At 43.9% G+C, this 18,963-nt stretch carries 12 protein-coding genes and 1 pseudogene; 1 reads left to right on the top strand and 12 read right to left on the bottom strand.

The annotated features are described in order from the left end of the window. Positions 1-5 precede the first annotated feature (5 nt). The 7 genes from G601_RS0109430 to G601_RS0109400 form a co-directional block, all read right to left on the bottom strand. Positions 6-368 carry a DUF6142 family protein gene (locus G601_RS0109430; RefSeq protein ID WP_051200930.1) on the bottom strand — a complete coding sequence of 121 codons (363 nt, stop codon included), beginning with the start codon at positions 366-368 and terminating at the stop codon, positions 6-8. Between the two features lie 5 nt (positions 369-373). Further along, positions 374-1,060, bottom strand: a complete 687-nt coding sequence (gene pyrE, locus G601_RS0109425) for an orotate phosphoribosyltransferase (RefSeq protein WP_026491979.1) — start codon at positions 1,058-1,060, stop codon at positions 374-376. 15 nt (positions 1,061-1,075) lie between these two features. Continuing rightward, positions 1,076-1,996 carry an orotidine-5'-phosphate decarboxylase gene (pyrF, locus tag G601_RS0109420; protein ID WP_026491978.1) on the bottom strand — a complete coding sequence of 307 codons (921 nt, stop codon included), beginning with the start codon at positions 1,994-1,996 and terminating at the stop codon, positions 1,076-1,078. Positions 1,997-2,065: 69 nt separating this feature from the next. Beyond that, positions 2,066-2,839 (bottom strand): response regulator, encoded by a 774-nt coding sequence (locus tag G601_RS0109415; RefSeq protein ID WP_026491977.1) that lies wholly within the window; start codon positions 2,837-2,839, stop codon positions 2,066-2,068. Positions 2,840-2,850: 11 nt separating this feature from the next. Continuing rightward, complete coding sequence (locus G601_RS24975) at positions 2,851-5,871, bottom strand: ATP-binding protein (RefSeq protein WP_051205712.1); 3,021 nt, start codon at positions 5,869-5,871, stop codon at positions 2,851-2,853. A 16-nt stretch (positions 5,872-5,887) separates the two neighbouring features. Then, positions 5,888-8,260 (bottom strand): EAL domain-containing protein, encoded by a 2,373-nt coding sequence (locus G601_RS24970; protein ID WP_051205711.1) that lies wholly within the window; start codon positions 8,258-8,260, stop codon positions 5,888-5,890. 32 nt (positions 8,261-8,292) lie between these two features. Continuing rightward, the gene (locus G601_RS0109400; protein WP_026665185.1) at positions 8,293-8,490 is read right to left on the bottom strand and encodes a hypothetical protein; all 198 of its coding nucleotides are present in this window, start codon (positions 8,488-8,490) and stop codon (positions 8,293-8,295) included. 191 nt (positions 8,491-8,681) lie between these two features. Here G601_RS0109400 and G601_RS27430 point away from each other — a divergent pair, with 191 nt between their 5' ends. Continuing rightward, positions 8,682-9,344, top strand: coding sequence for a YczE/YyaS/YitT family protein (locus G601_RS27430; RefSeq protein ID WP_442852395.1), 663 nt, complete (start codon positions 8,682-8,684; stop codon positions 9,342-9,344). A gap of 24 nt (positions 9,345-9,368) precedes the next feature. On the opposite strand, the pseudogene G601_RS27425 reads toward G601_RS27430, so the two are convergent. From G601_RS27425 to G601_RS24960, 5 genes and pseudogenes are all read right to left on the bottom strand, one after another. Continuing rightward, positions 9,369-10,031, bottom strand: a pseudogene (locus G601_RS27425) (AAA family ATPase); the annotation flags it as partial. 589 nt (positions 10,032-10,620) lie between these two features. Then, positions 10,621-11,970 (bottom strand): GH25 family lysozyme, encoded by a 1,350-nt coding sequence (locus tag G601_RS24965; protein ID WP_026491974.1) that lies wholly within the window; start codon positions 11,968-11,970, stop codon positions 10,621-10,623. A 778-nt stretch (positions 11,971-12,748) separates the two neighbouring features. Continuing rightward, complete coding sequence (locus tag G601_RS0109380; RefSeq protein WP_026665184.1) at positions 12,749-13,546, bottom strand: hypothetical protein; 798 nt, start codon at positions 13,544-13,546, stop codon at positions 12,749-12,751. Beyond that, a complete protein-coding gene (locus G601_RS27150) occupies positions 13,539-18,002 on the bottom strand; it encodes a S8 family serine peptidase (protein ID WP_026665183.1) in 4,464 nt (1,487 codons plus the stop codon). Before G601_RS27150 ends, G601_RS0109380 begins: the two co-directional genes overlap by 8 nt. A 107-nt stretch (positions 18,003-18,109) precedes the next feature. Continuing rightward, positions 18,110-18,853, bottom strand: coding sequence for a hypothetical protein (locus G601_RS24960; RefSeq protein WP_026665182.1), 744 nt, complete (start codon positions 18,851-18,853; stop codon positions 18,110-18,112). Between the last annotated feature and the right edge of the window lie 110 nt (positions 18,854-18,963).

Raw genomic sequence — 18,963 nt, 5'->3', positions numbered from 1 at the left:
GCACCTCATAATACAGAAAAGTACAATAGCAACCCTACCCATATGAGCGAAAGCACATTGAGTATTATCCCCAAATTTGGAAACAGCCTGAATATATCTTTTTCCATTCTGGACATTATTCCCAGAACCAGCCCGGCTATGGAGTACAGTAAGCAGAACATGACTGCCACGCCATACCGGGGTTCCGCCTGCCCTCCGTTTTCATAGCTTTTAAAAACGGCCAGGCAGATGGTCACTACGGAAATTAGTCCGAGAGCCGCGGAAAGAACTCCTTTTTCAGGATGCTTCTTGTCCGTAAACACATATCTGCCATGTCCGCGAACAGGAAGCTTGATATTCAGTTTTCTCCTCTTTCTTCTCTCCTCCATATAAATTACTTAGCAGAAACTGCTCCATACTCCTTGTAATACTCGTCGATGGCCTTTTTGATGTTCTTGTCGATAATAACATCGCCATCAAAGGACTTGCCGTAAAGATGCTCGACAACCTCCTGCATTGTTACGATAGCGCCTGCCTCAAATCCATATCTCTCACGGATCTCGTCAAGTGCGCTCATGTCTGTCTCAAGTCCCTTCTCCTGTCTGTTAAGAGAAACCATCATCCCAACGATATCTGCGTCAGCCTGCTCTCTGATGATCGGAACTGTCTCCTCGATTGACTTACCTGATGTTGTAACATCCTCGATGATCATGACTCTGTCGCCATCTCTGAGCTTTGTTCCAAGAAGGATACCCTTATCGCCGTGATCCTTGATCTCTTTTCTGTTGGAGCAGTAGCGGATCTCTCTTCCGTAAAGCTCGCTGATAGCGATTGTTGTAGCTACTGTAAGCGGAATTCCCTTGTAGGCAGGTCCGAATAAAACATCAAACTCAAGTCCGAAGGTATCGTGAATTGCTCTTGCGTAGTACTCGCCGAGCTTCTTGAGCTGAGCTCCTGTAACGTATGCACCGGCATTCATGAAAAAGGGAGATTTGCGTCCGCTCTTAAGAGTGAACTCTCCGAACTTCAGAACGTTACTGTCTACCATAAATTCAATAAACTCTTCCTTATATCTTTCCATCTTTATATAATCTCCTTAGTTTAATGCGCTTCTGATATCTTCCTTCATGTCGAGAACGGCTGCTCTTGCTGCCTCTCCAAGAAGTTCCTTTGAAGGATCTCCATACTTTTCATTCTTCCATGCTGCGATTATTCCTCTTGAGGAATTAACTATCGCACCAAGTCCATCCTTGTCGAAGAAGTGAACCAGGTCAGATCCCTTACCGCCCTGTGCTCCGTAACCCGGTACCAGGATAAATGCGTGTGGCATGATATCACGAAGTACCTTACCCATCTCGGGATAGGTAGCGCCTACAACAGCGCCGACGTTACTGTAGGTTCCGTCCATGGAATCCTGTCCCCATTTTTCTACAAGCTCACCGACTGTCTCGTAGAGAGGCTTGCCATCAGCTATCTTATCCTGAAGCTCACCACTGCTGGGGTTTGAAGTCTTAACAAGTACGAATATTCCCTTGTCAAATTCATTACATACATTTATGAAGGGATTAACTCCATCTGATCCAAGGTAAGGATTAACTGTTGCGAAGTCTGCATCAAAGCCCCTCACCATAGTATCTCCGACCTTAGATGCACCAAGGTGTGCAAGTGCATAGGATTCTGATGTTGATCCTATGTCTCCCCTCTTAACATCCGCTATGACAAGGAGTCCCTTCTTATGACAATAATCAATAGTATTTTTATATGCCACAAGTCCCGGAAGGCCGTACTGCTCGTACATCGCAACCTGGGGCTTAACTGCAGGAACAAGGTCACAGATGTTATCAACTATTTCCTTGTTGAATTCGAAAAAGCTCGCCGCTACAGCATCAGCTGTCTGCCCATATTCTGAAAAGGCTTTATCAAGGATCCTTTTCGGAATGAAATCGGTCTTGGGATCAAGACCTACAACAATAGGTGCCTCTGTCTTTTTGATTCCGTCAATCAGTTGTTTTATCATGGGATTCTCCTTGTATGATTGTTCTTTTTACACTCCACGATAGTATACTTGATTTTCGGAAAAATTACATCATTTTTTCTCGTCAAAAAATACATCAATACTATTTATAAGCTTTGCCTTTGGCATGGTTTTAAGCAGATATTTGGCAGGTCTTAGTGCAGCCACGGAAACAACGCTTTCCTTATCGCTCTTTGATGTGAGGAACATAACAGGAAGATCCTTTAATTTATCGTCCTTCCTTATTTCCACAAGAACCTGCGGTCCATCCATCTGCGGCATCATATAATCAAGAAGCACCAGGTCAACGGAATTAGTCTGTAAAAAGTTCATGGCTATTTTTCCTGAGCTTGCCATATAAACTCTGTACTTCACAGAGAGCCATGTCTTGATCATCCTGAGCATCGTTCCGTCATCATCCACAACCAGTATCTTCTTTTTCTGTTCCTCTCCCATGGCGTTGCTCTTAACAACCATGTCCAGCTGCTCCGCAAGCTGATTCACATCGAGAGGACGAAGGAAGCTCTCGGTAACCTTTATCTTTGAGATAACCTTTGATGCGTATTCGAGCTCATCGGTATTGCCCACTTCATATAAGAAGAAATGATCCGTATCGATTGCTTCATTCAGATATCCAAGAGGATCGATTCCGTTTTTAAGCGGGTCGCTCCTGTCGATATCCCCCAGATACACAACGTACAGCTCGGGTTTATCCTCAACCTCCATGATGTCTTTACTTGTGAATTCACATTTAACAACCTCATATCCTGCATTCTCAAGTCCCCTTGCTATTGCACTGACCATGAAGCTTCTTTGTGATCCTATAAGCAAAACCCGTTTTTCCATAGTCTGCCCCTTTACTTCAAAATGTCTAACAATCCATCCCTGTCAACTGCTGCCAGAAGTTTCTTAATCTCCTTATAGGTACCCTTGAAATCATCCGGCATACGATAATCATCCATCATTGATACCACATCATCAGCACTGTCAAAATAGGAGCCTTCGACAAATTCCCTAAGACTCGTAAGCGCACCTTTAAGTTCCTCCGGTTCGATGAGAGGCTTGTTCATATCCTCCTCGGAATCACCGGATGCCTCCTCAATAAGAGGTGCAAGATATTCCATATATTGCCTGTAATTCTCTAGCAGCTCGGGCGTGCGTCTTTCAATTTCGTCCACGTCACTGTTAAGTCCGCACTTCTCAAGAAAGGCTGCAAAATTGGATAGTTCCGATGCTCCTATAACTCTGGCAGAGCTCTTAAGTCCATGAACGTAGGTGGTATAGTTCTCATAATCTCCGGCCTTCCAGGCATCCTCAATGGACTGGGCGTTTGACTCTATTGAAAGAGCAAAATTGGTTGCTACATTTTTAAGTGCAGCAGGACCTCCGCAGTTCTTTGCACCTTCATCAGGATCTATTCCCGTGAGATTGGACATTATTCCAATGGCCTCGAGATCCTCTGCTCCGATTCCATCGGTTTCAATCACGGAATCAAAGCCATCATCTCCGGGTCGAAGGACTATGTCATCAGGAAGCGCCTTTAAAATGGCATCCTCAAGCTTTGCAGAATCTATAGGCTTTGGAAGATAACCTGCAAAGCCTTCCTTCAAATACATCTCTCTTGCGCCGCTTATAACATTGGCGGTGAGAGCATATACGGGCACGTCCTTGTTAAGGTTCTCATCCATTTCCTTCATGGCGTGAAGTGTCTCAACTCCATCCATCTTAGGCATTCTGTGATCCAGGAAAATGATGTTGTACTTGTTAGCACATACCTTTTCCAGTGCTTCAAGTCCGCTCTCTGCGGTATCAACCTTAACCTGTGTTGCCTTCAAAAGTCCCTGTATTACAGTAAGGTTAGCAACAGTATCATCAACTACCAGCACATTGGCCTCAGGAGCATGGAAGGATTCATGGTATGTCTCCTGTCCAAGAAGTGACTCCTCATAGGTTGATGCGAAATCACCGATGGGATTCCTGCTTATAACCTTTTGCTTTATGGAAAATGAAAACTCGCTGCCCTTTCCATATTCACTGCTGACAAGAAGTCTTGAACCCATAAGTGCCAGGAGCTGCTTGACGATATTCATTCCAAGACCCGTGCCTTCAACGGTACGGTTCCTGTCTTCCTCTATACGCTCGAAGGGTGCAAAGAGTCTGTCCATATCCTCCTTGCGGATTCCAATACCGGTATCCTTAATGTTGAAACGCAAAAGAATAATGTCCTTATCATCAGTCTCCTTATGGTCGATGGTTATGGTGACACTTCCTTCGTTAGTGTACTTAATGGCATTGGTTATGACATTCATCGCACACTGCTTTATACGAATCTCATCACCCATGAGCATGCAGGGGATATCGGTTGAGATATTGGTCTTAAGCTCAAGGTTCTTACCCTTCATACGCATGTGTGCTGTATTTATCAGATCGTTTATCATGGAGCTTAGATCATACTCAACCGGAATGATCTCGGTTTTTCCTGCCTCAATCCTTGAAAAATCAAGAATATCATTAACAAGTCCAAGGAGCATTTTTCCTGAACTGTTAACATTGGATGCGTACTTGATGATCTCGGGATCCTTACTCTCTCTTAAAATCATCTCATTGAAGCCCAGCATGGCATTTATAGGGGTCCTGATCTCATGTGACATACTTGAGAGGAAATTGTTCTTCGCCTCATTAGCGGACTGCTGGAATCTAAGTGCATCAGCAAGTGACTTCTGAGCCTGTATCATCTTTATATAGCCCACCATGTTCTCTGCTGTTTTTGCAAAATTCGAATACATATACTCGATCTCATCATCCGTATGAATATCGAGCTCCCGGAGCTTTTGAAGGTTCTCATCCAGTCCCTTTGCTCCCATGTCATAAAATGCCTGCATAGAATCCGCCAGTCGCATTATTGGCCGGGCTATTCTGTACTGGGCAAACTGATTGGTCAGCACACTAAGTGGTATGACAACAACCAGAATCAGTAGTATAAGCTTCGTATCAAAAATAAGTGTATCGCTGTTCAGCTCTAAAAGAAGATATCCAGTGGATTGTGCAGCCTCTATTTCACTGACCTGCTGCTCCAGTGCGATTATGTTTGTAATCTTCCTCCAGTCAGTATTCTTTTTAATAACCTCAACCTCAATATTCACCTCGTCCTGAAGACTGTTTTTCATATTCGGAATAAGGGTATTGGCAAATATCGCAGCTGCCAGTCCAAGTGCTATTGCCTGCACGAAAATGATAAAGGACACAGTCTGACTGAGCTTACTTTTTCTGTAATCAGCCATTTTTCTTGTGAGCTCATCCACATCATCCCTGTAATAAACTCCGCTAAAAAACAGTGCCTTTGCCTTATTCGGGCACTTGGCATACACAATATAAATAATAGCAACTGCCAAAAAAGCCTCAGGCAGCTCATTTATGAAATAGAAAAAAGAGCGCCCGGGCGCAAACTCCATGAAACCTCTACCTGCGAGGATTCCAAGGCAGCCGCCCCATACACTCCCATAAAACAACATAAAATACAGCATTGCTATCAGGGCGGTTTTTTTCCTTTTGAAAAACTCACTCATAGTAAAGTGGTGAGTTGAAGCAGCCCCGAGAATATAGATTCCTGTCACAAAAGCAAGTTCTTTGTTGACAGAGGTTTTAACCGCAAAAAGGATAAAGCACGAAAGAATTGAAGGCAGGACGCCCTCAAAGGCAGTCAAAACTATCAGGGGTGAAAACTTAAAAAGATAAACAGATGCGAACTGTAATTGATTAAGATCATCCCCGCTATCAATATGCAAATTGTTGATGATTGTAATCCATGTGGTAAGCACAAACATTACAATCAATACCAAGTATCTGATGTAGAACAGTTTATCGCGTTTACGGTTCATGGCAGCATCCTCATATTTACTGCTCTTCGTACATTAGTCCCATTCCTTTACCTTCAGTCTTTGCCTTGCAAAGCGCTGTATCGGCTTTCCTGTAAAGATCGTGATATCCTCTGCCCTGGTCAGGATGTATTACATATCCGGCAGATACTGTAAACTGAATTCTGTCTCTGTGATACGCCACCTCAAAGGTATTGTCACATAACTCGGAAACCCGCTTCTTAAGATTGCCGATCTCAATATTTTCCACAAATATCAGGAACTCATCCTGATCGATGTGACATACTATTCCATCCCTTCCGAAGATATCATCGAGCCTTGCAGATATTCTCCGTAAGACTTCGTCCCCCGCAAAGGATCCGTACTTGTCATTTATTACCTTAAAGTCATCGATGTCCGCCATGATAAGAGCAGACTTGCCATTCTGATGCCTGTAGAGTCTGTTTCTGATAAGCGGCACCGCAGTGTGTCTGTTGTAAAGACCGGTGAGAGAGTCCCTCTCTGCCATCTGTCTCACAAGATCCTTGGATCTCTTGTATTCATCGATATCAAAGGACAGGAAATAAGCGATTATATCCCCATTGTCCTCCATTATCTGATAAATGGTGTGGGTCCATCTGGGTGCCATTTTTATATCAACTATCCTGTGGAATTCAAAATCATCAAAGGTTATTCCACTGTGATAAGCAAGAATAAGTCTATCCTTACTGAAAAAATCGTTTGCTATGCTCTGCTCATCAACAATGACTGACTTTTTGACTATCTCATCAATCATAGCCTGATAAGACTCAGACTTGTGATAGGACTTGTCCAGAATCTTGCGCTTACTGCTAAGGTGAACACGAAGGAGCTTATCCTTACTCAGATTAGCGACAATGAAAAATGAGTGCTTCTGGAACTGGGAATAGGAATTATATTCAAGAAGCGATACAAATCCCCTTGCTGCAAGAGTCATGTATACAGGAGATTCCGACATAAAAAGCTCGTCATCCTCAAAGCCCGTGCGATCCTCTTCCTCTTCTTCCTCCGGAGCATCCTTTTTAAGCTCGATAACACTTCTTCCAAGCCCCAAAGCCTCGTCATCGGCCTCCTCAGCTCTCTGAGCCGGAGTTTCCTTATACTTATTCCTATCCTCATCCAGATAGTCTATGCATTCCAGTTTGGTCATAGGTCTTCCGAAGAAATAGCCCTGAGCCTTCTCACATCCCACGCGCTTAAGGAAATCCCATGCCTCTAAGGTCTCAACGCCCTCTGCAAGAGTCTGAATTCCAATCTCCTCTGCCATGTTGATAACATTTTCCCAAATAGCTGTCTCTCTGGGATTAGATCCAAAATTCTGAAGAAACTTCATGTCAAATTTGAGCACGTCAAACTCATAATCCTTTAGCAGATTAAGGGATGAATATCCGCTTCCGAAATCGTCCATCCAAACCTGGTATCCGCCCCTTCTGAATTTATCTATTGTTCCCCTTAGTACATCCTGGCTGTCATCCAGGGCACTCTCAGTAACCTCAATATGAATGAGGCTCTTGGGAATATTGCACTGATGAACCGCATCATTAACAACGTGGTACATATCTCTCTGATGAAAATCTGTACGTGATAAGTTGATTGAAACAGGGTGAGGTTTTAATCCCTGATCCATGAAATCTCTGATATCCTCGCACACCTGCCTCACCACATAGGCATCAAGCTTGTAGATAAGATGTGCGTCCTCCAGGATTGGTATGAAAACACCGGGCATAAGGAATCCGTGAACCGGATCAACCCAGCGGGCCAGTGCTTCAAAGCCGCAGACTCTGCCTGTAATAACCCTTACAACAGGCTGATAATAAACCTGAATATATCCCTTAAGGACAGCTTCGCTGATATTGTGAATTATATAATGAGCAAGATCAAGTTGAGTCCCCAGCTCATTATCGTAGTATCTGAAGATATGGTCATAATTTTTCTTAATACTGTTGCAGGCAATCCTGGCCCTGTCACAGGCTATACTGATGTCGGTATCCTCCGAGTCAATCTCGTAGATACCTGCATGCAGCTCAATACCCGCATCCGGATTATAGCTGTGGATACGCCTTCCAAGATCATCTATTCTGGCCTCGATACTGTTATAATATGCCAGCGCAACAAAATGGTCATCAGAAAAGCGCGACACCATAAGCTCCGGAAATATCTTCTCAATATGCTTGGCCATATTCTGCAGGAATCGGTCTCCAGCCTCAAAGCCATACCTTGCATTGTAGTTCTTGAAATTTTGCACATCAAAATAGATGATGACGAATTCTTTTTCCTTCTTATTCCGATCATCCATCAGCTTCTGTGCATTTTTTCTGAAAGCATACAGATTTGGCAGACCTGTTAACTGATCAATCTCTTCATTTCTTAGCATAATCCCCTCACAGTAAAGCTTCGAAAACGAAACTATTGCACTACCCTTAATGCATAATATTGATTGCTCTTATTTATTATCACAGGTGCACTGCTAAACACTTCATCCCCGATATAGCACCTGTCCCTTTGTTCATCACATTCGAATGTTCTTTGGTCAGGATCGTTTTTAGTAACTTCCTCGATTGCCTGACTTAATGTCTCATCCGGACTACATAAATAAATCTTCATAGCATCCTCCCATATAGTCTTATTCTACAACGAAAACAATAAGGAATGAGCATTTTTATTGTTTTTTAAGACTATCTACAGTATTACTTTACAAACTTAACAAAATCAATCAAAATAGGAAAGGTTGGCGCGAAAAGCTCTCTTTTTATCAGCGTCTTCAAGAAAAAATTTTAAAATCGGAGTGCACTATTATGAATTTAAAAAGTAAGATAAATGACTATTTTAAACAGCCCTACTTCAAGAAAAAATTCGGCATCATGTTACTCGGTGTTGTTCTCATGGGATTTTTCTTATCCTTCCTCATTGAGGTAAGTCTCGGAACAGATCCCTGCTCCTTTATGAACCTTACTATTTCAGGACGCCTTGGAATTCTGTTTGGCACCTGGCAGGTTATACTCAATTCAGTCCTTTTCATATTTGTAATTCTCCTTGACCGTCATCAGATAGGTCCCGGCACAATTGCAAACATGGTCTTAATCGGATATATTTCAGATTTTTGCAGATGGGTATGGAAAAAGACCATCCCTGATTTTATCTTTCAGGAATGGCCCTACAGAGCTATCGTCTTTATTTTGGCACTTCTTTGTTTTATAGTTGCCGCTTCATTTTACATGAATGCTGACATGGGCGTTGCACCCTATGATGCAATCCCCAATATCATAAGCAACCGCGTTCTTAAATCAGTGCCCTTCAAATTTGTCCGTATCGGATTCGACGGCACGGTTTTACTCATTGGTTTCCTTCTCGGAGGTCGTGTCGAGATCTGCACCATCCTTATGGTCTTCCTTCTCGGCCCTACTATCACCGCTGTCGGCGGATTTCTCAACAGAAGAGTCTTCCGATTCGGAGTTTAAAGTCTTATCAATCAAATCCTCAGAGGTTATAAGTCTTATATCCTCTGGGGTAGGATTTTCGATCTTAGCAATTCTTCTGGCCTGATTGGTTACTATCTCTTCAAACAGGTTTCTGACTTCTCTTGCATTCGCGAAGTTTTCAAGACGAGCAAGCTTTCTCTGACTAATGAGTTCTCTGACGTGTTTCTTTGCATCTTCGTCTAATTCATATTCATATTTTTTAAGATTCATGTTGAAGATTTCTTCAAGCTCATCCACAGAATAATCCGGGAATTCGATGTACTTGTTGAAGCGGGACTTGAGTCCGGGATTGGAGTTAATGAACTTTTCCATGGGATCTGTGTAGCCTGCAACGATTACAACAAGGTCATCTCTGTGATCCTCCATTGCCTTGAGGATCGTGTCGATTGCCTCCTGACCGAAGGCGTCATTTTCCTGAGAAAGGGCGTAAGCCTCATCTATGAAAAGAACACCGCCAAGAGCCTGGTTGATCTTATCCTGGGTCTTAAGAGCTGTCTGACCAACGTAGCCGGCAACAAGTCCTGAACGGTCAACCTCAACGAGCTGTCCCTTAGAAAGGACACCTATCTGCTTGTAGATTCTTGAAATGATGCGGGCAACTGTTGTCTTACCTGTTCCGGGATTACCTGTAAATACAAGGTGAAGTGAAACGGGAACAGACTTCATCCCCTCATCTTTTCTGAGCTTCTGAACCTTTGCAAAATCTGTCAGCTCCTTGACATCATGTTTTATTGATGTAAGCCCTATAAGAGCATTTAAATCCTCCATGGGATCTGTCTCGGGCTCCCCAGGCTTTTCCTCCTGCTTGGGTGCAGGTGCTGAGTTTGCTGTAGCTGTAGGCATTGGAGGTGTAGGCTTGTTGATATTATTGAAAAGTGCCTTAGCCTCATTTAATGCCTCATCTGCACTGTGATAGCCTTTACCAGCATTTACATTTTCGTCTGCCTTATTCTCTATCTGAGGAGTGTCGTTATCCTGACCTAAGCTGATCTTGTTATCCATCTTGGGGCCGGTAATGTCTTTTCCTTCTTTTATCTTCTCAAAGTCCTCATTAACCTGCTTTTTGATCTCGTTTTCCTTCTTCGGATCATCGAATACCGGAGGCTTGCCGTCTCCGCCTGAACCCGGTCCGAAAAAGTCATTAAATACACTATCGATATATTTATTGTAATTACTGTCTGACATTTCTTAAAAACTCCTCTGATTTTCTCTATTATATAAATGCCTCAAGCAGAATCCTGCCTGAGGCTATTCATTACTGATACCACTCTGATACGTCGCAGCGGTTAGCTACACCATATCCTGTCGCATTGGATGTATACTGCCAAGCAAATTTTGATCCGCCATATCCGCAGAATCCTCTGTAATCTGCAACCCATACTGAGAAGGGAAGCTGACTCATATCCACTCTGTTTTGCAGCCAGTTGGTTGATCCATATACACCTGACTGAATTCCTCTTGCATTAAGCTGAGCACATGCAGCTCTTACTGCAGCTGTTCTCTGTTCCCTGTTGAGGTTATCAGATCTTCCGCCGTTGCCGCTACTCTCAGTATCGATAAATACAGGCATTGCGATGTTCATTCCCGCAAGCTCGTTTGCGATCCAGTTACCCTCTTCAGCACCCTCTGCCGCATTTACAGCTGTAGTAAAGAAGTATACTGAGAAAGGAATTCCATGCTGCTGGCAATTGTAAACATTACTTCTGAACTTGATATCCTCCTGGAGACTACCCTGTGAATAACCTCTGTAGCCTACACGGATGATAACACCGTCACAGCTGTTCTTAAGCTGCTGCCAGTTATTAACTGTGTTGTGACTTGAGATATCTACAAGCTTACCGGTTCTGTATGTAAGTGATGTCTGTGTTGTTCCACCGCCATTATCCTTAGGCGCGTTAGGATTCTTAACCTTAACGGTACACTTGGCAACCTTATTTGTAGAACCTGCCTTACAGAAAATGGAGCATTCACCATAACCCTGGATTGTAACAACACCTCTGTTACTTACTGTAGCAACACCGGTATTGGTTGAGCCCCAAAGAACAGGCTCTGCACTGTACTTCTTAGGTTTAATCGTTGATGACAATGTGAAGGTCTTACCTATTGTCTTGTAATTCTTCTTAGCAGCACTTAGCTTGATGCTCTTTACCTTAACGGTCTTGGCAACCGTAAGATGAATCACATACTTAACATTATCCTTCCTGTTGATAACTGTGATATCGCACTTACCGGCCTTAACCGTTGTTACTATACCCTTTGCAGACACCTTAGCGATCTTCTTATTAGATGTCCTGAACTTGAAATTCGCCTTATTCTTGGTGGTGTCAATCTCTTCACCATACCTGTCAACTCCGATGATGAACTTCATACCTGTCATTACACGCAGGTTCTCAGACTGTATCTCTTCAGTCTCTTCTGTTGTTGCTCCCGTAGAAGCAGCTGCTGAAGACGGTGTCGTCTTCTCCTCAGGCTTCTCTATCTCAATCTCCTTGGTATAGATACCTGAATACTTAAGTGCAGCAGCACTTGCATTAATCGCAGGCGCAGCCATAGCTATTACTGCAGCGGAAAATAATCCCGCTATCAATCTCTTTTTAATTCTCATGGAAAATTTACCCCCGAGTTAAAACAAAACTTTATGTCATTATCAAGTATAGCACAACCATACATACCATGCCATAAATAATCCCCAGGTGGGCAATTATTACGAATCGCAGGCCAAAACTTCACACTGCCCTAAGGGGCCCACACCCATTTTGTGCATCACGCCTCAAAGCATTTAATGCCCTCGCTGTGACATAAACACTTCTATGCTGCACAACTCACTTCTGAGCCAGGAATTATACCTTAATGCTCATTTTACGAGTGGATGTGAGCGTCTGTTTTTCTTAAGCTGGTTAGTCACTTTGCCGCATGCCGTGAAAATGTCCGAAGCAGGACGTTCAAAAAACTTCATTGTCATGGTCACACGGTGCGCCAGCGCACCTGCAACAAATAAAACGCGTGTCCCCAAGCTCTCTTCGAGAGTTTGGGAGCACGCATTTTTTTGTTGTGGCCAGCTTGCCTTCAGGCAAGCAGTGACCATGACTTTTATTTATGTATACTACGTCCTGCAAGTTCTTTTCTAAGGCATGCTTATAAAGCAAAGTGACACCAGCTTTAAAAAACAAGCGAACATGAAAGAACTCGTAAAATGAGCTTAAGGTTAATTCAAAGGCTCAGAAGCTCAGACATGTTGCAGTATAGTGCGTATGTCACAGCGAGGGTATTAAATTTCGGCGCAGAATTTTGCACAAAATGGGTGTGGGCCCCTCTGGGCAGCGTGAAGTTTTGTCCACACAAAAAAAATTGCGCCACAGCGTATGCTGTGGCGCGGTAGTCGGTTATCCGAAAATTCCAAGGAATTTCTTTACTTTGATTGATAGTATGTTGGATTCCTGTGAGTAAACTCTGCCAGATCCTTTTCCCTGGTACGATTTAATCTTGTAGTAGTAGGTCTGTTTGTTGCCTACGGTGATATCCCAGTAGTTACCGGAATTTACGGAAGCGATCTCGGTGTACTTGCCGTCCTTGGAAGTGCTGCGGAGGATTACGTAGCCATCTGCAGCGGAGTCCTTAGTCCACTTTACGTTGACACCAAGAAGTGTCTGGCTGACTGAGTTGAGCTGAGGCTTCTTTAACTTTTCTCTTCCAACTGTTACGGTGTCCTCAAGAACTGTTTCCTCAACAACCTGAGTGTCATCGCTGTTGATTCCATAAACTTCAGTTTTAATTACTGTGTCCTGACCGTCGAGGTTCTTCTTAACATCAAATGTAAGGGAGATAAGTGTTCCGCTTACGCTTTTAGCTGAATCATTAACGAATGCATAAGCAATTCCCTTCTGGTCGTCGCTTGTGAAATTCTTATTTACATCTGACTCTGAAAAGCGGATACCCTCGGTGTCCTTTTTAAGTGTAAGAACGCTGCCGTCATAAACAACTGCAACTCTACCATCAGAAACTGATGTCTTATCAAGCTTAACTGTGTATGTAACCTTCTGGCTGTCAGCCTTTCCGCTTACTACAGCAGTTGTATGTAATACGCCGTTATCCTGAGCCTTTACCTTAGCTCCCGGTATTACTGCAAAAAGAACAAGCATTGCAGTCAAAAGAACGGCTGCTCTTCTTAATACCTTAGTCATTGTTGTTTCCTCCTAACTCATCCTCTTTTGCAGAGTCATCTGTTTTATTTCCTGCTGCAGAGTCATCCTCTTTAGAATCGTCAGAAGCGTCATCATCTGCCTTTTCTTCTGTAGGCTCCTGTGCTTTGGGCTCGGCCTCATCCTTGGCTTCTTCCTTGGTTTCGTCCTTCACCTCATCCTGAGCCTCTTCCTTGTTCTCTTCTTTGGTCTCGTCCTTGGACTCTTCCTTGGTTTCGTCCTTAGCTTCCTCCTGCTCAGGCTCTCTACTTTCCTCAGCGGTTTCATCCTTGCGTGTCTGAGGCTCTGAGTAATCGTCGTTTGAATCAGCATCCTCACTGGGCTCATCGCCTGCATTACCGTCTGAAACTGTTGTAGGATCTGTAACTGTTACTTCAATCTTAGCTACAAGGTGCTCACCCTTCTTGTTAGTTGCAAGGGTTGCTACCATAACTGTTGCTTTACCTTCTGAGATAGCCTTTACAACACCGTTCTGGTTAACAAGAACAACGTCCTCATCAGTGCTCATCCACTCAACTGCGTTGTAGCCCTCAGCAAGCCACTTAGGTCCTACAGTAACATTGACCTTAGCGGAATCGCCAACCTCAAGCTCAAGGCTCTCCTTATCAACGCTTATCTCTGTAACGTACTTTGTATCAGCATGTCCTGTGTTGTTGAAGCGGTAAACTGATGCATTGCCTGCATAGTCGAATACTTCTGCGTAGAATACATCATCCGGTACCTCTACTGAAACAACTACATCCTCATCCTTGTTCTGCTGGTTAACAGCATATCTTCCGATGAGTGATTTCTTATCGCTGCTGATAAGAAGTACTGCTGCTGAATATCTGTTGTCATAAAGTGTAAGGTCATAGCCGCCATCCTGATTCTTAACAGCATCAGTGATAACAGGCTCTGTGTTATCGATTGCGATAGGTGTTGTCATGTAAAGTCCCTTACCATCAAGTGTAGAAGGATCCTCTACATTGTCATAGTAGCTGGGAACTGCCTCGATTGTGACATTAACCTCTGTACCATCCTCAAGGGGCTCACCATTTGCATCTGTTCCTGCCCAGTTAAGTTCCTGAGCCTGGATGTAATTCTGCCACTGACCGTTATAAACAAATGAAGCATAGTTCTCATACTCAACGTGCTTGAAGTACTCTTCACCTGTGTTCTTATCTGTGATGCTCATGATTACTCTGCTGGCATTTCTGATAAGTGAGTAATACTGAGAACCGAGTACTGTTCCATTAAGTGAGCTGATCGCATTTCTGTCTGCGATGTACTCATCATCCTGTGCGAACAGGTTAGGAATATAGTAGTCTTCCTCTTCATCTCCCATCGGGAATACTGTAAGGAAGTTAGTTTTTGAAAGTCCTACATAGGTTGCTGCATTCTTAGCATATTCCTTATCGTGAACTGCTCTAAGGAAATCGAAGTTCTCATACATTGAGGAATCCATCCAGCTTCCATAGAATGCAAGGAACGGAACTGAAAGTGATACAACACCGTTTACATAGATGTAACCATCTACATACATACCATTTTCAAATCCGGCGAGATACTCTCTGTCGCTGTCTGAAAGGTTGATTGTTACATTAACCTTTGTAGAATCCTTAACCTGCATTACTCTGAGGTCAAAGTCTGCAACGTCTACCTTTTTCTTGATCTGCTGTCCGAAGAGGTATACGTCCTTTGTATTTACAACGCCGTCCTTATTAAGGTCGAAGTAATCCTCGTGCTCTGAAACAAGTGAAAGCTCCTTGGAGCCATTTACTACCTGAAGAAGAACCTTGCGATCCTTGCTGTTGATCTTACCGTCGCCGTTTAAGTCGTAAACAAGTGTAGTATCGTCGGCTGTAAGTGCAACCTCAGGATTAAGCTTGTGTGATGAGCCTGCGAAATATGTGATTCCGCCGTCCTCATAAAGCTGCTCTGTAAGTACGCTTGCGTCAAGAACATAGTACTGAGGGTTCTCAGACATGTTGTAAACATCAAATGAGAAGCTGTAGTTACCGCTTCTTGAAGGATCGTCGCCAAGAACAACCTTAGCCTTACCATCGTTGCCATTCTTATCACCAACAAGGATGTAAGAAGGTGATGTAACTGCATCATAAACATTTGCAAGACCTGCACCCTGTGATCTGGGTGAAATTTCAGGTGCTGCTGCATCATTATCCTCATGAAGCGGAACTGCTGTGCTCATGATAAGTGACTGTGCAAGAGTACGAACTGAAACATCGTTTTTATCTGCAAGCCCGTTCTCTCTGATGTACTGCTCAACAAGTGCACTCTGACCAGCGATGGAAGGAGCTGACATTGATGTACCGCTCATGTTTCCATATGTGCCCTTGTCTCTTGTTGAATAGATGTTTCCACCGGGAGCTGTGATCTCAGGCTTAAGATCAAGTGATCCAGGTACACCGTATGAAGAGAAATCACTCATTGTGTATCCGTCGGGAGCTTCGTAGTTGGTCTTAACTTTACCAACAACCTTGAGAGTTCCCTCAAATACTGTCTCGGAAACCTGCTCAGCGCTCTGTGCAATAGCCTCTCCTTCAGCAAGTGTGATGGATACCGCAGGGATAACTGCTGTGCTTCCCTGGAGTGTCATGCTGATAGTTCCGGGCGCGTTGTTGTAGATAACTACAGCCTTAGCGCCTGCTGCCTCAGCATTCATCTGCTTCTCACCAAAGGTGATGGCACCTCTCTGAACAAATACTATCTTGTCCTTAACATCAAGACCTTCGTAGTCAGCAGCCTCACCCTTTGCCCTTAAGAATACAAAAGGATAATCTGTTCCGGCCTGATCAGCTGATGTATCAAGAGTCTGGAACCCGGGAGCAAGTGTTTCATTACCTGCTGTGTAGAATACGCTGTTTCCATCAGGAGTGATGAAGTAGTTGCCTGTAAATCCGCTGTTAACGGCACTGGCAACAGTAAATGCGTTGTAGTAGGATCCGGGTGATCCGACTGTATCCTGGTTAACGTCACCGCTAAGGTTTACACCGTAAGCAGAGTTGTCTGCCCAGCGTCCTGCGTTACCTGCTGAGATTGAAACAACTGTGCTTGTTCCTTCAAGCTTCTTGAAGATCTCATTTACATAAGCTTCAGAATCTGAAGAGTAACCTGCAGCTGATGAACCAAGACTTAAGTTAACGACATCAGCCTTAAGGAGGATAGCATCCTCAATAGCTGCCATGTAATCATCACTGTATGCACCACCGTTTGTACCAAATACCTTCATGGTGATGAGCTGTGCATCGGGAGCGATACCTACAACTCCGTTTTCCTGTCTTGAGTAACCTGTTTCAGATGCAGCATCAGGAATATATGAGTTAGCTGTTGCAATACCTGAAACGTGGGTTCCGTGGTCACCCTCGTCATCATTGTCATGTGTGATGTCGAGGTTCTTATCTACATAATTGAAAGCGAAAGGAATCTTTTCATTCTGATATAACTGATCAGCTGTAACGCCTTCGCTTCTCTGTGTTGCGTTAAGGTTAGGTAGAACTGCTTCGATCTCGCCTGCATCAAGAAGATCGTAATCCTCTATTGTTCTGCCTGCTTCATCAGCTGTTTCCTGAAGATGTGTCTCGAATGCTGCGCCATCAAAGGAAGGATGGTCAACATCGATACCTGTATCAATTACGGCTACTCTTGTACCGGCACCTGTGTAGCCTGTAGCCCATGTGGTGTAGCTTCCAACCATATCACCAGAAGTTATGGTCTGGGGATCAGCAGTCTCCTGCGGATCGTACTTCTGAGCTACGTAAACAGCTTCAACGCCGTCAACTTTTTCGATATTCTCAATATCTTTGTATGCAACATCTGCAGATACTGCATTGGTAAGAATTGAAAGATTGTAATTTACATCGAGATCCTCTCCGCCTAAAGCTTCGTCGGAGATCTTCTCAACCTGTACCTCCTGCTGTGCAACAATGCTGTCGGAAAGGTCCATGGCTGCATCATTCTCAGCAAGATCCTCTGTATCGTAACCGGCGTCAAGTACGCTGTCGCCTTCCATAACGATGATAACACGGGTCTGCTCCTCGGGGTCCTTCTCCTCCACAGGAATATCAGGTGTTTCACCCTCGATAGCTGTAGCAGGATCCTCGAGTCCCTCTTCTTCCGGATCTACCTTCTCAAATAAAGGAGCGTCTTCATCTTCTACGTCCTCTACATCCTCTGCCTCGTCTGAAGGCTTCTCGGTTGTTTCCTCATCCTTCTTGTCAGCTGCAGCATCATCTGTAGGAGCTTCTTCAGATGAATCTTTAACGGTCTCATCTGATTTACCGGCTTCTTCCCCATCACCGGCATCCCCTGAACTTACACCATCCAGGGTCACTTCCCCGTCTCCCAAAGAAGCTGCAGATGCTGTGATAGTTGGTGACAATGCCAAGGATGCGGCAAGAATCACAGCCAGCGCCTTTTTGGGGCAAACTTTTCTTTTCATACACATTCCTCCGTTTTTTATATTGGTAAACATTTATAGGTCAGCAATAATCTATAAAAAACCGGATATTGAGCTAAACCTTTAAATGGTTACTAGCACAATAATGCTTATTTTTTGCGCAGAAAAACTGCAATTGCAACGGCCACGAGAGCAATCACTGCTGCAATCGTAATTCCGTAGGCATGGGAGCCGCTATTCTTTCCTCCCGTTTCATCGGATGTGACAGCTACTGATGCCTCAGTTTCAGATTCCTCAGATTCTTCTGATTCTTCAGATGTCTCCGCCTCTTCTGATGTCTCTGCTTCCTCTGATGTCTCTGCAGATTCTGCGGTGTTTGAAGCTTCTGCCTGATCCGTGACTTCTTCGGTAGATGCTTCGTCTGAAGCTTTTTCTGTAGCACCTTCAGCTTCTGTGCTTTCTGCTTCTGCACTTTCCGCTTCTGTGCTATTTGCTTCTGAGCGGCCTGCTTCAGTTGCTTCTACAGCTTTAGCGTCCTCTCCCTCGTCAGTTTTTTTTTCTGAGGTTGGATTTGCAGCCTCCTGTACCTTCACTCTCTCCACATCGGCCAGGTTCTCAATGGCCTTCCTCTGGGCAGAGTTCACCACACAAACGATAGCGTGACCGGATTCATCCTGTCTTCTGACGTCAAGCTTTTCCCCGGATAGCACCTCGTCCTCGATGAGCTTTATTCCGTTTTCGATTGAGATATTATTAGAAAAAATGATATAGATGTGTTCCGTAACTAAATCTGAACTGTCCCCTTCAAGATCAGAAGGAAGTTCGACCTTTTCCCCTTGGAGAGCTCCCGGAACATCAAAGCCCTCTACTTTTTCATATTCAACTGTCCCCATACTTCTCCCGTAGTACCTTTTTGGGTTAAAAAATGTATGTTTATACATTTTTCTGCCACTATGATGTATAAAAGATACTTTTTGTCATTAACGCTTTTAAGTGTTAAAGC

Source organism: Butyrivibrio sp. FC2001, assembly GCF_000424125.1.
Classification (GTDB): Bacteria; Bacillota; Clostridia; order Lachnospirales; family Lachnospiraceae; genus Butyrivibrio.
Note: the sequence above shows the minus strand (reverse complement) of the source record. Positions and strands in the feature narration are given on the sequence as shown.

Excerpts from the sequence above, each read along its gene's own strand:
- G601_RS0109380 (WP_026665184.1), bottom strand. The coding sequence starts at position 13,546 with ATGACTAAGGTATTAAGAAGAGCAGCCGTTCTTTTGACTGCAATGCTT.
- G601_RS24970 (WP_051205711.1), bottom strand. The coding sequence starts at position 8,260 with ATGCTAAGAAATGAAGAGATTGATCAGTTAACAGGTCTGCCAAATCTG.
- G601_RS24965 (WP_026491974.1), bottom strand. The coding sequence starts at position 11,970 with ATGAGAATTAAAAAGAGATTGATAGCGGGATTATTTTCCGCTGCAGTA.
- G601_RS0109415 (WP_026491977.1), bottom strand. The coding sequence starts at position 2,839 with ATGGAAAAACGGGTTTTGCTTATAGGATCACAAAGAAGCTTCATGGTC.
- G601_RS0109400 (WP_026665185.1), bottom strand. The coding sequence starts at position 8,490 with ATGAAGATTTATTTATGTAGTCCGGATGAGACATTAAGTCAGGCAATC.
- pyrE (WP_026491979.1), bottom strand. The coding sequence starts at position 1,060 with ATGGAAAGATATAAGGAAGAGTTTATTGAATTTATGGTAGACAGTAAC.
- G601_RS24975 (WP_051205712.1), bottom strand. The coding sequence starts at position 5,871 with ATGAACCGTAAACGCGATAAACTGTTCTACATCAGATACTTGGTATTG.
- G601_RS27150 (WP_026665183.1), bottom strand. The coding sequence starts at position 18,002 with ATGAAAAGAAAAGTTTGCCCCAAAAAGGCGCTGGCTGTGATTCTTGCC.
- G601_RS24960 (WP_026665182.1), bottom strand. The coding sequence starts at position 18,853 with ATGGGGACAGTTGAATATGAAAAAGTAGAGGGCTTTGATGTTCCGGGA.
- pyrF (WP_026491978.1), bottom strand. The coding sequence starts at position 1,996 with ATGATAAAACAACTGATTGACGGAATCAAAAAGACAGAGGCACCTATT.
- G601_RS0109430 (WP_051200930.1), bottom strand. The coding sequence starts at position 368 with ATGGAGGAGAGAAGAAAGAGGAGAAAACTGAATATCAAGCTTCCTGTT.
- G601_RS27430 (WP_442852395.1), top strand. The coding sequence starts at position 8,682 with ATGAATTTAAAAAGTAAGATAAATGACTATTTTAAACAGCCCTACTTC.